Raw genomic sequence first — 15239 nt, forward strand, 5'->3', positions numbered from 1 at the left:
ATAATAGTTTGATAGAATTTTACATAAAAATCAATGATTGTATTTTATAGTCAATTGATTTGGACTCGCCTACTAGTTATAGGCTTCGCTCCTTGCTCCTTGTATGAAAATCCAATTGAATTGACTATATGACATTGACACTATCTTAATTAATAATAATTAGGATTTGAATATGAGCGAATTAGATTTTGAAGTAGAAAAGACAAGTTTTGTAGTAAGTGTTATTGATGCTATTGAAGAGTATATAAAAGCAGAATTTTTATTTGACTATGAAAAGCAAAAAGAAAATTTTCAGTATATTTACAATAATTTAAAGTACCTTAACCAATCAATGCCTATTGAGAATGCTGAGGTTATGAAAGAGTTTTTCAGATTAAAATCAGAATTTAGAAAATATATTAAAGATAAAGATAAGAATGTAGATAAGGAGTTTTTGAAGGTAATATATATAGAGTCTTCTAAATTTATAAAAGAAAAAATTGTAGAAGTAGAGAACAAAATAGAGCGTATTAAAAACGGTCAAGCTGAAAATGAAGAAGAAAAAGAGGCTTATAACTGGAGTAAGAGTAATGAATTAAAGCAAAAAGAAATAGAAGATGCGTATAAGAAAAAACAAGATGAGGAAAGTATAGACAATTATAAACAATTAAGTGTAGAGGTGCAAGCGTCAAGGCCTAAAGCATCATCCGATGTTAGCAACGGAAGTAAAATGATACAGAGCAACGGATGAAAATTGATACAGTATTAAAGTAATATCTTCTGGATAAGGAGGTAATGAATAATGATAATACTGGAGCAAATAATGGAAATAAAAATATTGAATAAACATGGTAAGAGCCTAAGAAGTATAGCAAGAGAAGTAGGAGTATCAGTAAATACAGTACGTAAATATTTAAAATATGATGGTAGCCCTAAATATAAGGATAGGTCGGAGTTGGTAACAAAGCTTGCCCCATATAAAGACTACTTGAGTGAAAGAATAAAATCAGCCCATCCTGTATCTCTACCTGGTACTGTACTGTTTCAGGAGATAAAAGAGTTAGGTTACACAGGAGGGATAACCCAACTAAGGGATTATTTAAGAAGTATCAAGCCAGTAGCTAAACAGGAGGATATAATAAGATTTGAGACTGCATCTGGTAAACAGATGCAAGTGGATTGGATAGAATTTCGTAAGGGGAAAGATCCTCTATCAGCTTTTGTGGCTACATTAGGATTTAGCCGAGCAAGCTATGTAGAATTTGTTAACAATGAAAAACTTATAACACTAATAGAATGCCATAAGCGAGCATTTGATTATTTTGGCGGAGTACCGGAAGAAGTACTTTATGACAATATGAAGACAGTAATACTGGATAGGGATACATATGGTCCTTGGGATACACCGTTTTAATAAAGGCATGCTGGATTTTGCAAAACATTATAGTTTTCGATTAAAAGTGTGTAGACCTTATCGAGCACAGACTAAGGGCAAGGTTGAGCGATTTAACAGATATATAAGAGAAAGCTTTTATAATCCATTAGTAACAAAATTAAAAACTTCAGAGTTGGTGTTAGATGTGGATACTGCAAATTCGGAGGTACTAAAATGGTTACGTGATACTGCAAATCTGCGTGTACATAGAACAACAGGTGCAATACCTGCAGAAAGATTAAAACTTGAAAGGAATCATCTTCAACCACTACCATTGGATTATAGCGGTAGTCATCCTACAGTACTAGAGATTATGAGAGATAAAGGGGAACGATTTTCTACAGTTTCCTTACAACATTCCCTCTGCATATACCAAAGTATACTGGAGGCATTATGAACCTGCAGCACCAACGTATAGAAGAGCTGTGCCACTCTTTAAACCTTATGCAGATAGCTGAAAATTATCTTGATATTGCACAATCCTCTAGTAAAGAAGACTCAAGTTATACGGATTTCCTGGAGTCAATATTAAAAACAGAGCTATTGGCACGACAGCACAGGAGTAAATCAATACTCACCAAAATGGCAGGCTTCCCTGCTATCAAAACGCTGGATGATTTTGATTATGATTTTGCTACAGGAATAAAACACAAGGTTTTGGAAGGTTTAAGGTCTCTGTCTTTTGTAGAAAGACAAGAAAATATTATTCTGCTTGGTCCTTCTGGAGTAGGAAAAACCCATATAGCTATTGCCCTTGGTTATGCAGCAACACAATGCGGAATCAAAACTAAATTTACAACAGCTGCAGATTTGATGCTTATACTTAATGCTGGGCTAAACCAGGGAAACCTGGACTCCATATTCAAAAGAGTTATACTACCATATAAATTACTTATAATAGATGAGTTTGGGTATCTGCCGTTAAAACCGGAACAAGCTAATCTGTTATTTCAAGTTATAGCAAAGCGTTACGAAAAGGGTAGCATAATTCTTACAAGTAATCTGCCATTTGGACAATGGCATAATAGTCTTGCTCAGGATAGTGCTCTTACAGCTGCTATCTTAGATCGTCTGCTTCATCACTCCACTATACTCAATATTAAAGGTGATAGTTTCAGGCTTAAGGATAAAAAGAAGACTGGTCTTGTGCCAATAGAAATTATTAATAAACAGGAGGATAATTTTATGACTTAAATATCAGATAATTTTTTTTATGATACTGTATCATTTTTCAGCCGATGCTTATTAAATATCTGTATCATTTTTCGACCGGTGTTGACAGAATCAAGGCTAATCTGTACTCGTTTAAGGTTCGCAACACGTACGATACAGGGGAGACCATTCCTCGACTTTCAACAAATTCGTAAATCTATCGAATGGCAAATGCAGTATAAAGTCAAGCTTTTTGCCTGTTAATTGTCGAAAACACAGTTTTTATTAGGCGTCTTTTTCCTTGGGCATTCGACAAATTAAAAACTTTATTATGCTCTGCTATCTCTAACATTACTTTGCTTTGGTGTTTTTTCGTGATGTTTCCTTCGTCAAATAGAAAATACAGTATTTTAGAGAAAGAGGATTTATTAAATATATAATTATTACAATCACAATTATAGTTATTGACTTATTTTAATTACTTCTATAGATTACTTCTCTCAGGTGATAATTAAGCTCTATCATTCATATATAAGTTAATTTAAAAGAGTTAAAATATGGAAAATAAAGAAGAAGAAATTTTAATCTCTGAATCTTATATTGATGAAGAGGAAGAAAAGAGATTAAAAGCTGAAAACGCAAGGAAAGAGCTTAAATTAATATTAATAACATTTGCTATTATTCTTACTAGTTTTTTAACTTTTACTTATTTCTTTTTAAATTATGTAGAAGAAAAAGCAGCAGAGTATAAATTACAGCAGGAACAAGAAGCTAAAGCAACTAATAAAACAGAATGAAGTTGCTTAAATACAATATAACCAAAAGTTATTAATATATTTAAAGTTTAAAAGCTATTTGTTATTGCAATTTTTTAATTTTTACTATAATTGTAATCAACTATTATTAACAAAAATAAAAAAATAACTTTTATGAAAGATTTAAGCTCTTGGAAAGAAAAGTTTGAAGTATGTGTTTATGCTAAGAAACTACTTGATAAACTCGAATATTTAAACACTAAAGTAAAAAATCCTGTCGATATAGAGGAAGTTAAAAAAGGCATCTATTACGCACGTAAATATCATGGTTCACAAATGCGTCAGTCAGGCGACCCTTATTATTCGCACCCGATTGAGGTGGCTTATATGTTTGTCCAGTTTGTAGCAGAAGAAGCCCCTAAACTTTATAACGCTATTATGCTGCAAGCTGCTCTACTTCACGATACTATTGAGGATACAGAGCTTACTGAAGAAGTAATAACTACAATCTTCGGGCTGGAGGTGGCAAAGCACGTAGAGGGATTAACGCGAGTCAAACCTTATGGTAAAATTACTGCTAAAGAAAGCTTAAACCTATTAATCAAACAAAAAAGATATAATATTGCACTTATAAAATTATTTGATCGAATACATAACGTGCAAACTCTAGGAGCTAAATCTCTTGAAAAAGCACAAAAAATTATAGAAGAAACTATAACGGATTTTTTAGTTGTTGCTGCCCGCTTGGAAATACATAGTATAGAAGAAAAATTATTCAATATATGTAATGAATTTATCAAGGGCAACAAAACTAAAACTATTATTAAATTTGATGCTCACTGTTCTTTTCTAAATTCTCAAAGTGACGCAGCCCGAAATAATAGCCTATTGTTACCGGTATCATAATCATTAATATACCCCAGTAATTAAAATGTTCAGTTAAATAAGCAAGACCAAATGAAGTTATTAGAAGCATTATTGCACGTGATATAGCATATATGAGGCTAGTATGCATAAAACGTTTAAATATCGGAAAATGTTTATAAAAAATTGCTGAAGCCGGAAAGGCTGTAGGAGCAAATAAAAGAAAAAATAATTGAATTAACATTATATAAGGAATAGTTAAATTCTGCATTATAAAAGGAAAAAAACAAAGGAATGTCACAAGAACATAAAATGTAGCTCTTAATATCTTTAGAGGATAAATTTTATAACTTAAATATGTCAAAAATATACATCCTAAAATATCCCCGATTGCAATATAAAAATTATGATTAATAACTTCAGCGGGGTTATATCCAAAATCTTCTGTTAAAATATTTCCGCAATAAAAATAACCGAAATAATTCCATACAGGATAAGCACATTGAATTAAAAAATAACATAAAATAGTTTTTAAATTTGTTTTTTCTTTTACAATATCATTATTTTCAATTTTTTTAGGGTCTAAGCCGGTTTTTTCTATAGCTAATTTTATTCGTCTTTTAGCATCAATAAAATCAGGTGTTTCTTTAAGAGTAGTTCGTGCCATAGTACCTGTAATAGCTACAAACGCTCCAAATAAAAAAGCATAACGCCAATTAAGATTTGTTGAAGTTACAAGCGTTGCAACGGCAAGGGCTGCTATTGTTCCGAGTGTACTAGAAACTGAAAACGATGCTACTGCAGGATATTGCAAAGGTGGTTTTACCATTTCCGTTATGTAAAGTGCAGCACCGGTAACTTCCGTAGCAGAAGAAATGCCTTGAATAGCACGGAAAAGTGTAACCAAAACTGCAGCAGTAAAGCCTATTTCATCATAAGAAGGAAGAATAGCCATACCTATACAAGTACAAGCCATTAACATAGTGGTAATAATAATTGTCGGTTTACGTCCTATATTATCGCCTATCCAACCAAAAAGAAGAGAACCGAAAGGGTTAAAAATAAAAGTTGAACAATATGCAAAAGCTGTAAGTATTTTTACAGAATAGGTGTTATCCGGAGAAAAAAATATTTTATTTAGAAGTACCGACATATGTACATATAACATCAGGTCAAAATATTCAAGGAATGTTCCTATGGATAATAATCCTATCGCTTCTTTTTGATTACGAGTTAAGCTTCTTTGCTCTTTTGCATAGCCTAGCATAAATTCTTTAATAAAAGTTAAATTGTAAAGAAATCTATACTGTATTTATATAAAAGTCAATAGGAATTTTCGCTTTATACGATAAAATAAGGAAACAAAGTGCAGCTTAACGCAGATTATAACTTAATGACTAGTTGCTTAAATACAATTTAACCAAAGGTTATCAATATATTTAAAGTTAAAAAGCTATTTGTTATTGCAATTTTTTAATTTTTACTTTAATTATAATCAACCAATTATTAATAAAAATAAGAAATAACTTTTATGAAAGATTTAAGCTCTTGGAAAGAAAAGTTTGAAGTATGTGTTTATGCTAAAAAACTACTTGATAAACTCGAATATTTAAACACTAAAGTAAAAAATCCTGTCGATATAGAGGAAGTTAAAAAAGGCATCTATTACGCCCGTAAATATCATGGATCACAAATGCGTCAGTCAGGCGATCCTTACTATTCGCATCCGATTGAGGTGGCTTATTTATTAGCTCATTATGCGGCACTTAAGTTGTCAAATTTTTTTAGAACTGATTTATTAATAGCTGCTCTTCTTCATGACACTTTAGAAGATACCTCTCTTAAAAAAGAAGAAATTGAAGTTATTTTTAATAAAAATGTAGCACATTATGTAGAAAGTTTAACACGAGTTAAAATTGATACAAAAATTAGTGCTGCAGAAACTGTAATATTATTGCATAAGCAAAAAAATGATGGAGTATTATTAATAAAGTTATGTGATAGATTACATAATATGCAAACTATTAATGCTAAAAATCCAGAAAAAATAAAGAAGATTAAAGAAGAAACTATTAATTATTTTATATTATTAGCTGGTTATTTAGGGATACCACAAATAGAATATGAATTGCTTGAATTATGTTCAATTACTCAAAAGCGTTTCAAAAATTCAGAAAGAAGAGGTGCAATTAAGGATAATTACCAGCCTCTATTTCAAGCTTTTCAAAATGATCTATACTCCATTTAAAGCATATAGCTGTTGGAATTAATAATAATAAGCCCCAATTTTCAAAATATTTAATTACATATATCATGCCAAACGAGGAAATAACATGTGTTATTGCTCTAGATAAAGCATATATAAAACTAGGGTAAGTAAAGCGTTTAAAAACTGGAAAATGCTTATAATATAAAGGTCTAGCTGGTACCCCTGTAAAACCAAATAAAACTACAAATAGTTGAATTAAGAGTACATCAAAAGAATTATGAATATTATTAAGTAAATAAGGACAAATAAGAATAAAAACTGTGAAAATTACTAATTTCACTCTAAGAATTTTTAATGGATACACATAATAACTTAAAAAAGTTAATATTAAATAACTTATTAAATGTACTATAGAAACTATAAAATTTTGATTAATTACTTGTTCAGATGTTAAATGAAGAATATTTTTGAGTATATTAGGACAATAAATATATACAAAATAAAAACATACAGGCCATGTACAGCCTACACAAAATAAAGCTATTATTGTTTTTTTATTTACTTTATCTTTAACAATAGAGTTATTGTCTACAAAACGTGAGTTATATCCTGCTTCCTCAACATTTAATTTTATTCGGCGTTTTGCATCAACAAAAACAGGTGTTTCACGAAGTGCTGTTCTTGCTATACCTCCGACCAATGCAATTATCACTCCAAACCAAAATGCTAAACGCCAATTGAATCCAAAACCAGTAACAATTGCTGCAACTCCTAGTGCTGCCATACCTCCTAACGTTGAAGCTGTAGGGATTAATGCGACTGATGGGTATTGTACAGGTGGTTTTGTAATTTCAGTAACATAAAGCTCAGCTCCTATTACCTCGCCCATAGAGGATAATCCCTGTAAAATACGGCATATAGTTACAACTACTGTAGCAGTAATACCAATTTCAGCATGAGTTTGAAGGTTAGCCATTATAAAACACGAAAAAGCCATCATAATAGTTGTTAGCACGACAGTTGGTTTTCGCCCTATATTATCACCAATCCACCCAAATATTAATGCTCCTACAGGTCTAACTACAAATGTTGAACAAAAAGCAATAGCAGAATATAAAGCTGCTGTATCAGGATCTGCTTTAGGAAAAAATAAGTTATTTAAGAGTACTGCCATATGTACATATAGCATAAGATCAAAATATTCAAGAAATGTACCAATAGATAATAGTCCTATTGCTTCTTTTTGCTTACGTGTTAAGCTTTTTTGTTCTTTCTCGTGACCCAGCATGAATTCTTTACAAAAAATTAAATTGTAAAGAAATCTATACTGTTTTATATAAAAGTCAATAGGAATTTTCGCTTTATACGATAAATAAGGAAATGAAGTGCAACTTAGTACTGTATTGTGCTAGTGTTCAAGGTGTTATTCCTGCAGAGGTATTGTTGCGTGGACCGGTTTTCCCGTCATTGCTAGGAAATTACGAAGTAATTGACGAAGCAATCCAGTAAAAATTCTGATTTACAGAATTTTTTTATTATTTTTTCTGGATTGCCGCGTCGCTTCGCTCCTCGCAATGACGATTAAATATCCACGCAACAATGCCACGCGGGAATGATATAGAACAAAAATTGTCCGGTACTATCAAGCCACGGGATAACAGAGGTGCAATTAATTCACGCAATTATGATTTGCGTGGATAGGTTTATCCGTCATTGCAAGCGGGCATTGTTGCGGTGGACCGGTAAATGCTCTGTATGTCATTCTTAGCTAAAAGCAGGAATCCAAAAAAAGTATAAATACAGCAAATTTTTGAAATTAAAAGCTCGATTTATCTCGCTTTATAATGGATTCCTGCTTTTAGCTAAGAATGACACCGAACACTTTTCTTGAGCTATACAACAACAGCTAATAATAAGAGAGGGTTAACATATTTCGCAGCCCTCTTTTTCTTGAGGATGTTGTCCCATAGGTTTAACGGATTGCTTTGGTTGCTCCGGTGGGCGGGACGTAGGTATTAGTCGTCGTAGTTGTAGTGGTATTTTTATTATAATGAGGATCGTAATAATTAGCCGGCTTCGGAGCAGGAGGAGGAACAAAAGCTTCAGTTATTTCCTCTTTTGTTTTTGTAATATGTATATGAGCATTATAAGTGTCTAAACGAATATCATTTTTTAAAAGAGCATTTCCTAAAGTTAGGTCTACTAGTTGTATATCTTTAATCGTTATTTCTTTATTTAAATCTATTTTATAAGTGTTTATATGATTTACCCAAATATTTGCTTCTTTTTCAACGTCGCAATTATTGTTTTGTAAATTTTTTAAAGCTTGAATACAAGCAGGATGCCCAAATTTACTACCGATAGTTAAAAATAATTTTTGATTATATGGACTTACAGGGCCACCTATACCTTGTTGATTGAATAAAGCAAGACCGGCACAAGCATCAATTTTACCAAAAAGAAGAGCTTTAGTTAGCTGACTTCTAGCTACAGTATAACCAGACATTACAAGATGAGTTAAACCTTGTTGCTCTTTTAATATATTGGTATCATTGAATCCTTCTAAAGCTCGTTTATATAAATTATTAGCAGTGCATAGAATAGTCTTATTTTCATCAAGATATCGACTAGCATCTGATTTCGACATATAGGTAATCTATTAAAGTTGTTATTATCTAGTATGACCTTCATTCTTTTTATTTTGCTGATTAATTCTGTTTAAATGTTGATTAACCGCTGTACCTTTATTATTTTTGAAAGTGTAGGAGTTTGTTTTTGTAATCCTGTTCTTAATTCTTGTTGAGTATTTGCTAATTCTTCTTTTGACACTTGCTTAAAATTAAATTTTTCTTTTAGTTCTACAATTTTATCACCAAGCGTACGAGTGACTTTTTCATAGACGGTTTCTTGTTTAGATTGTGCTTGAATCGGTATTTCGGGCTTTATAGTATCCGGTATTATAGGCGGAATTTCTATTGGAGATTTTGTCGGTATTTCTTCAGGAGTTTTGGTAGGTATTTCTAGTTGATTTTCTTTATTTAAAATTTATTACGTAGTTCAAGATCTTTAATTTCACCGGTTTTAACAGCTTCTGTTTGATTGAGAAGTAAAGTTGAGAAATCATCAAATGCTGAATTATATAATTGAGGATTTTTTTCTTTATGCTTTTCTATTTCCTTTTTAATTTCTTCATTAATATTCTTTTCTTTTTCCCACTCCTTAGCATTCTTATCCGCCTCATCTTTCATCTTTTTAGCTTCTTCCATTTTTGGGTGGATGGCTGCTAATTTAACATCTGTTTGTTGTGTTTTATTATCAAGTGCGGCTAATTTCTGCTGTCCTTGTTCTAATTCTTTACCGACGAGTTTTTCGTTAGTTTTGCGTTGTTCTTCTGCCTGTTTAGCAGACTCAGCCCGTTGCTTTTGCAGCCTTTCTTTTTCGGCTTGCATTTCTTGATAATGCTGATTTGCTCGCTGCTGAGCTTCTTTTATAGCTTTTTCTTTTTCACTATCTTCTCTAATTTGTTCCGGAGTTTTAATAAACGATTGTAATCTTTCTGGAGTAATTTCCTTGCCCTCTCGAAGGTCATTTAAGAGGTCTTGTAAATTGTTATTTTCTTGCTTCTTCTGCTCTATATATTCACTTGCATCTTGCATGAGCTTTGCATGTTGGGCTTTAAAGCTCTCATGTCTTTCATGCAATTCTTGTTCACGCACAATTTCTGGGTCGTGTTGTTGCTGTGGTGCTTCTAAATTCTCAGCAGCTATTTTAGAAGAGATATTCTGCTCGGCAGTTTCTTCTTTTTTGCTAATTGCAGCTTGTACGCCTTTAATTTGTTCTAGTAGTTCAGGATTATTAGTACTTGCTGCTAAACCTGCTGCAGCACTTGCTAGACGTGCAAGTTCGGCAGGGTTCGCAGTAGCGGTAAGTTGAGCCTTAATTGCTCCAAGCTCATTTTTAACCTGAGCATCATCCTTATTATTCTGTATATCCTCTTTATCGTCTGCCATTGGAATAATTTTGTTAATAGTATTTAAAACCTATTAATTATCGATATCTTTAGAAACTCTACTTCTAGGGGTAATTTGTACGTCGATCCGGTACTCGCATCCTCACGTACTTTTATGTACGCTGCGGTGCTGCATTCCGTGTCTCCTTCAAATTCCTCCCTATAAGCGAATTTCTAAATGATGTCTATCCTAAAATCTTTGATCTATTGGCTCAAAATATATCAACTGTTAAGAATATTATTAAGTTGTTAAGTTAAAGGTTAATATTATTTAAACAAACAGTCAAACAATTAACTATTTTTTCTATTTGTTCTAAACCCTATTGTAAAAATACAATCCTTGAATTTATAATATATTTATCGTATAGACGGGAAATATAATAATTTGCCTTTCTCTTCTATTTCTTCTTTACCGTATAAGGGGTTTAATTCCGGAGGCAAAATTTTAACAAGCTCTTTAGCTTCTTCTATATCCCCAAGGCTTGCATAGCTAAAAGCTTTTGCTGCGAGTATTATTCCTCTGTTTCTCTCTGATATTTGACCTGCTCCGTGCTTTAAATCGTAATTACAGCAATCCATTGCCTCTTTATATTTTCTTATTAAATTTAGCAATACGGCTTTATGTCTATATAAATTTAGTTTTTCATATTCAATTTTAAATTCTAAAGCCTCATTTATAGAAGCAAGTGCTTCATAGTATTTGTTCTGATCACTTAGATGTATTGCCTTTATAAAAAGATAGCATATTTGTAATTCTTTATTTTTTATACCTAATCTTTGGATTCTTCTAAAAAATCTTTCTGATTCTTCAATCTTTTTTTCATTTAGTAAACTTAAAGCTTTATCTAATAGCATCTCTATATTATTTATATTTCTAGGTAGCTGATTATTTGCAAAGCCTAATTCTTTTAAACATCTTAATTTAAAATTAATCGCACTAGAAGATTCAGGGTTTAAAGTTAAGGCTTGATTTAACTTAATAAGTGCCTTTTGATATTTTTTTCTATGAAATAAACATATTCCTGTAAGGGTAAATAAAGTTTCCTTTGTATAATTATCATGTATTTTATTAAATATTTTATCTCTTAATATTCCGGTAGCTTTTTCAAATTGTTGTTTTTCAATAAGTTTGTTAATGATAATTAATAAAGTTGCTCCTTTAATATAAATATAATCAGGATTATCAGGATTTAATTTTATTGCTTTATTATAAGCTTTAATCGCTTCTTCGTTTTCATTTAATAATCCTAAAGCTATGCCTTTATTAAAGTAGAATAAAGCATCATCACGTTTTAGCTTTATTGCTTTATTAAATGACTCTAATGCTTTTTCCGGTTCCATATATATTTGAGATTTACCCAATAAATACCAGTATTCACTATTATGTGATTCTTTATCAACTTGCATAATAACCTAAATATTAAAGACTTTTTAAAGCCTATAATAGACTTCCTGCATAAATTACTTCTAAAGGTAATTTGTACGTCGATCCGGTGCTCGAAACCTCACGTACGTCTATGTACGCTGCGGTTCTGTGCTCCGTGTCTCCTTCAAATTCCTCTTTATAAGATAACTTATGCAGGAAGTCTAATCTGCTTAATTTTTATAAACTTATAGTTTCATTTTATTAACTTATTACTAGCTATTCAATAATAGCTAACTAAAAAATTAATAAATATTATTAATTAGTTGTATTTTTGTTAACTACATTTCTTAATAATAGTAAAAATAGTGAAAAAATTATAAAGACTTAGTGTTGGTTATTCTTAGAGTTATTATTTAAGAAAAACTCTATGTATAAAAAGTTAAGCAGAAAATATTATATCCCTTACTTTACTCATTCCGAACTTGCCTGTAAACAAACCGGTAAAATAGTACTAGCTGAAGGATTCGCAGAGAAATTAATTGAACTACGTAATATATTCGGTAAATCCATGCCGGTTGTTTCAGGTTGCAGAACACGTGAGTATAATACCAAAATAAAAGGAGCTAAGAACTCTTTTCACATCTACGACTATCCTCACCATAGCGGTAAAGGTTGCTGTGCCGTTGATATTGCTACTACAGACTCTAATTATCGAGGTAACCTAACGGCTCTAGCTTGGAGTCTCGGCTGGTCCGTTGGTATTCACAAAAACTTTCTACATATAGATAGACGTATCGATTATACAACCTCTAACCAAATTATGTTTTTGTATGATTGATAAAAAATAAGTTGAAAATAAAATAAATCTTACTACTATAGGCTACGATATTTATACAATGTAATAATTTAAAAAAAGTTTTTAAAAATGACTATTAATAATAATGTTTATATAAATCAGTTAAAACCAACTGCGAAAGCAGCAATGCTTATTCGTAAACCAATTGACCAAGTATTTGAAGCTTTTATAAATCCTAATATTACCTCAAAATTTTGGTTTACTAAAAGCAGCGATAGACTAGAAGTTAAGAAACAAATCACTTGGACATGGGAAATGTACAGCTTCTCAGCTCAAATTAACGTGCAGGAAATTGAAAAAAATAAAAAAATACTTATTGAATGGGATACGTATAAAATCCCAACATTAGTAGAATGGCAGTTTACTTCGATTAGTTCAGAAGAAACTTTTGTTACTATTACAAATACCGGTTTTATAGGTGACGGTGATGAAGTGATAGAGCAGGCTATTTCTTCAACTGAAGGGTTTACCTTAGTACTTGCCGGAGCTAAGGCATTTCTAGAGCATAATATTATTTTAAATCTTATAAGTGATCGCTTTCCTAAAAAATAGATTAATAAAAAAATTAAAACTTTAAATTTTCTTTTAATAGTTTAATATGAGAAAAAAAATTAAACTTTAGAGATACACTTCCTATAATAGCAGCTAAGAATATGCAAACTTCAGTTCTAAATCCATTAATAACAAGACTAAAAACCTTATATAGTTCTCACAATACTTTACCAAAGCTAATAGAAGATGAGAAAATTAAAGCTCAGTCTTTAGAGGAATATTATGTAAAATTACAGATATTACTAAATGAAGATGATGAAGCAGGAAAGGCAGCATTACGAGATAAAGTTGCAGGAGACAAGAAACTAGTAGAACCAGAGAATATCTTTAAAGCTATAGATACAAAAGAAAAGATAAGGGGGCTGCTTAAGAAAGAGCTACCTAATAAGGAGTATCAAATTGATAATATAGTTGAGTTACTAAACGAAGAAAAAAATGAGAAAAAAAAGTTTGGTATACTTCGCAGGAATCTACCTAATAAAAGTGAATCAGAAATAAAAAATATAGCTGAATCAATAAGCAGAATTCAAGCAGATATAGGTAAAGTATTATTACTCGGTAGTGCAGGAATAGGTAAAACTACGTTAATGCATTATCTATCTTATAAATGGGGCAAAGAGGAGTTATGGAACGATAAGATTAATTACGTGTTTGGAATTAAATTAAAGGAATTGCTAAGCAATTGGACGGTACGCTACGGTACTAATATAGATGAAGATATATTAAGTTGTTTTATCCATTATTGCTTAGATTCTAAAGATATAAAGCTTGAAGAAATCAGCAATATAACCAACAAAGACAAAGTATTATTACTCCTTGACGGCTACGATGAAGTAGCTTTTTTATCCCAAAATGACCGTGATTACCGAGATATTATGGATTCGGTATTTCAATATAAAAACGTAATAATGACTTCTAGACCCAATGCGGTTGTAGAAGAAATGAGTAACAGGTTTGAGCGGAAAGTAGAAAATACAGGCTGGGATAGTGAGGGAATAGAGCAATATGTAAATAAAAATTTTGAGTATGATAAAGAGCTAGGAGTGCAATTAAGAAGCTTTTTGGATACTCATAGCCAAATAAAAGAAATATGCGAAGTTCCTATCAATACTGCATTAATATGTTTGGTTTGGAGCGATAAAGATATAAGGGATAAATTTCAAAAAAACAGTGATGAAGATTTTAATATAAGTCAACTATATCATGAAGTAGTAAGTTGGCTTAACAATAGGCATTTAGAAAAAACACAAAATAAATATAAAAACAAAACAGAAGCTAATAATCACTTAAAAAACAAAATGAGTTTTTTAGAACAGATAGCCTATGAATCACTTGTTGTAACAGGGAAGTTAGTAGAAAGAAAACTAGTTGAAGATAAGAAAGATACATTAGATATAGATGAAGTTATAGAACAAGGATTATTAAAAAGAGAAGGAATAAATTATCAATTTATTCATTTAACATTTCAAGAATTTTTAGCCGCACTCCGTTTAAAAAATCAATTATTAGATAATCATACTAAAAGCAAAACAGCAAGTTTTATCGGGGAGCATAGAAACGACCCGAAATATCTAATGACTCTGAAGTTTTTAGCTGGGATAGTAAATAATGAAAATAATCAAGAGTTAATAGAAATATTTTGGGAAGCCGTAACATGTAATGTTGACAGTATATTAGAGCTAGGAATTGAAAGAAAGATTATATTATTAATGCACTTGTTAGCTCAAAGCAAAATTAATGGGAAATTTGACAACAGGATACCAAATCTAACACAAATCCAAAATTTAATAGATGATATTGTACTAAAAGATATCCCAATTTGGGAACAACATATAATAGACAGCGGCTATTTATCAGAAGTGATTGTTAAAACAGTAAATGAGAAATTACAAAATAAAGAAGCTGTATTTCAAGAATTTAAAACAGCTACAGAAATAATCACAGGCTTAGCAAATAGCAAATGAATGGGGTAGTAAAACTAAAGTTTATACAAGATTAATCGGCTTATTAAAAATTAAAAATAAGCAATTAAAGGAGTTAGTATTACAAAAATTAGCACAAA

General features: G+C 31.1%; 13 protein-coding genes and 3 pseudogenes. 9 read left to right on the plus strand and 7 right to left on the minus strand.

The window, feature by feature from the left end; translation table 11 throughout:
- The first annotated feature begins 172 nt into the window (after positions 1 to 172).
- The 5 genes and pseudogenes from RF_RS11290 (at position 173) to RF_RS02370 (ending at position 4227) form a co-directional block, all read left to right on the plus strand.
- Complete coding sequence (locus RF_RS11290) at positions 173 to 730, plus strand: hypothetical protein (protein ID WP_011270769.1); 558 nt, start codon at positions 173 to 175, stop codon at positions 728 to 730.
- A gap of 51 nt (positions 731 to 781) precedes the next feature.
- Positions 782 to 1811: pseudogene (gene istA / locus RF_RS02355) on the plus strand (IS21 family transposase).
- Positions 1808 to 2608 carry an IS21-like element helper ATPase IstB gene (gene istB, locus RF_RS02360; protein ID WP_011270406.1) on the plus strand — a complete coding sequence of 267 codons (801 nt, stop codon included), beginning with the start codon at positions 1808 to 1810 and terminating at the stop codon, positions 2606 to 2608. Before istA ends, istB begins: the two are co-directional and overlap by 4 nt.
- 515 nt (positions 2609 to 3123) lie before the next feature.
- Positions 3124 to 3363, plus strand: coding sequence for an RP671a family tick cell line-upregulated protein (locus RF_RS02365; protein WP_039594906.1), 240 nt, complete (start codon positions 3124 to 3126; stop codon positions 3361 to 3363).
- 132 nt (positions 3364 to 3495) lie between these two features.
- Positions 3496 to 4227, plus strand: coding sequence for an HD domain-containing protein (locus tag RF_RS02370; RefSeq protein ID WP_011270771.1), 732 nt, complete (start codon positions 3496 to 3498; stop codon positions 4225 to 4227).
- Here RF_RS02370 and RF_RS02375 read toward each other — a convergent pair.
- On the minus strand, positions 4145 to 5452 hold the full coding sequence (locus tag RF_RS02375; RefSeq protein WP_011270772.1) for an MFS transporter: 1308 nt from the start codon (positions 5450 to 5452) through the stop codon (positions 4145 to 4147). The genes RF_RS02370 and RF_RS02375 overlap by 83 nt on opposite strands.
- Before the next feature lie 264 nt (positions 5453 to 5716).
- On the opposite strand from RF_RS02375, the gene RF_RS02380 reads away from it, so the two are divergent.
- Positions 5717 to 6433, plus strand: a complete 717-nt coding sequence (locus tag RF_RS02380) for an HD domain-containing protein (protein ID WP_011270773.1) — start codon at positions 5717 to 5719, stop codon at positions 6431 to 6433.
- Here the strand turns inward: RF_RS02380 and RF_RS02385 are convergent.
- The 6 genes and pseudogenes from RF_RS02385 to RF_RS08695 form a co-directional block, all read right to left on the minus strand.
- Positions 6375 to 7682, minus strand: a complete 1308-nt coding sequence (locus tag RF_RS02385) for an MFS transporter (protein WP_011270774.1) — start codon at positions 7680 to 7682, stop codon at positions 6375 to 6377. The two genes, RF_RS02380 and RF_RS02385, sit on opposite strands and share 59 nt — an antisense overlap.
- Before the next feature lie 684 nt (positions 7683 to 8366).
- The gene (locus tag RF_RS02390) at positions 8367 to 9041 is read right to left on the minus strand and encodes a hypothetical protein (RefSeq protein ID WP_011270775.1); all 675 of its coding nucleotides are present in this window, start codon (positions 9039 to 9041) and stop codon (positions 8367 to 8369) included.
- Between the two features lie 391 nt (positions 9042 to 9432).
- Positions 9433 to 10404 carry a hypothetical protein gene (locus RF_RS02395; protein WP_011270776.1) on the minus strand — a complete coding sequence of 324 codons (972 nt, stop codon included), beginning with the start codon at positions 10402 to 10404 and terminating at the stop codon, positions 9433 to 9435.
- A 41-nt stretch (positions 10405 to 10445) separates the two neighbouring features.
- A pseudogene (locus RF_RS08690) lies at positions 10446 to 10577 on the minus strand (palindromic element RPE1 domain-containing protein); the annotation flags it as partial.
- A gap of 183 nt (positions 10578 to 10760) precedes the next feature.
- On the minus strand, positions 10761 to 11810 hold the full coding sequence (locus tag RF_RS02400; RefSeq protein WP_011270777.1) for a tetratricopeptide repeat protein: 1050 nt from the start codon (positions 11808 to 11810) through the stop codon (positions 10761 to 10763).
- Positions 11811 to 11859: 49 nt separating this feature from the next.
- Positions 11860 to 11994 (minus strand): annotated as a pseudogene (locus tag RF_RS08695) (palindromic element RPE1 domain-containing protein); the annotation flags it as partial.
- Between the two features lie 202 nt (positions 11995 to 12196).
- On the opposite strand from RF_RS08695, the gene RF_RS02405 reads away from it, so the two are divergent.
- The 3 genes from RF_RS02405 to RF_RS02415 all read left to right on the plus strand — a co-directional run bounded on the left by RF_RS02405 (position 12197) and on the right by RF_RS02415 (position 15141).
- Positions 12197 to 12607, plus strand: coding sequence for a D-Ala-D-Ala carboxypeptidase family metallohydrolase (locus tag RF_RS02405; protein ID WP_011270778.1), 411 nt, complete (start codon positions 12197 to 12199; stop codon positions 12605 to 12607).
- Between the two features lie 87 nt (positions 12608 to 12694).
- Positions 12695 to 13177 (plus strand): SRPBCC family protein, encoded by a 483-nt coding sequence (locus RF_RS02410; RefSeq protein WP_011270779.1) that lies wholly within the window; start codon positions 12695 to 12697, stop codon positions 13175 to 13177.
- 101 nt (positions 13178 to 13278) lie between these two features.
- Positions 13279 to 15141: an NACHT domain-containing protein gene (locus tag RF_RS02415; protein ID WP_011270780.1), complete on the plus strand. Its 1863-nt coding sequence runs from the start codon at positions 13279 to 13281 to the stop codon at positions 15139 to 15141.
- Positions 15142 to 15239: the final 98 nt, after the last annotated feature.

Source organism: Rickettsia felis URRWXCal2 (assembly GCA_000012145.1).
Classification (GTDB): Bacteria; Pseudomonadota; Alphaproteobacteria; order Rickettsiales; family Rickettsiaceae; genus Rickettsia; species Rickettsia felis.

Excerpts from the sequence above, each read along its gene's own strand:
- RF_RS11290 (WP_011270769.1), top strand. The coding sequence starts at position 173 with ATGAGCGAATTAGATTTTGAAGTAGAAAAGACAAGTTTTGTAGTAAGT.
- istB (WP_011270406.1), top strand. The coding sequence starts at position 1,808 with ATGAACCTGCAGCACCAACGTATAGAAGAGCTGTGCCACTCTTTAAAC.
- RF_RS02365 (WP_039594906.1), top strand. The coding sequence starts at position 3,124 with ATGGAAAATAAAGAAGAAGAAATTTTAATCTCTGAATCTTATATTGAT.
- RF_RS02370 (WP_011270771.1), top strand. The coding sequence starts at position 3,496 with ATGAAAGATTTAAGCTCTTGGAAAGAAAAGTTTGAAGTATGTGTTTAT.
- RF_RS02375 (WP_011270772.1), bottom strand. The coding sequence starts at position 5,452 with ATGCTAGGCTATGCAAAAGAGCAAAGAAGCTTAACTCGTAATCAAAAA.
- RF_RS02380 (WP_011270773.1), top strand. The coding sequence starts at position 5,717 with ATGAAAGATTTAAGCTCTTGGAAAGAAAAGTTTGAAGTATGTGTTTAT.
- RF_RS02385 (WP_011270774.1), bottom strand. The coding sequence starts at position 7,682 with ATGCTGGGTCACGAGAAAGAACAAAAAAGCTTAACACGTAAGCAAAAA.
- RF_RS02390 (WP_011270775.1), bottom strand. The coding sequence starts at position 9,041 with ATGTCGAAATCAGATGCTAGTCGATATCTTGATGAAAATAAGACTATT.
- RF_RS02395 (WP_011270776.1), bottom strand. The coding sequence starts at position 10,404 with ATGGCAGACGATAAAGAGGATATACAGAATAATAAGGATGATGCTCAG.
- RF_RS02400 (WP_011270777.1), bottom strand. The coding sequence starts at position 11,810 with ATGCAAGTTGATAAAGAATCACATAATAGTGAATACTGGTATTTATTG.
- RF_RS02405 (WP_011270778.1), top strand. The coding sequence starts at position 12,197 with ATGTATAAAAAGTTAAGCAGAAAATATTATATCCCTTACTTTACTCAT.
- RF_RS02410 (WP_011270779.1), top strand. The coding sequence starts at position 12,695 with ATGACTATTAATAATAATGTTTATATAAATCAGTTAAAACCAACTGCG.
- RF_RS02415 (WP_011270780.1), top strand. The coding sequence starts at position 13,279 with ATGCAAACTTCAGTTCTAAATCCATTAATAACAAGACTAAAAACCTTA.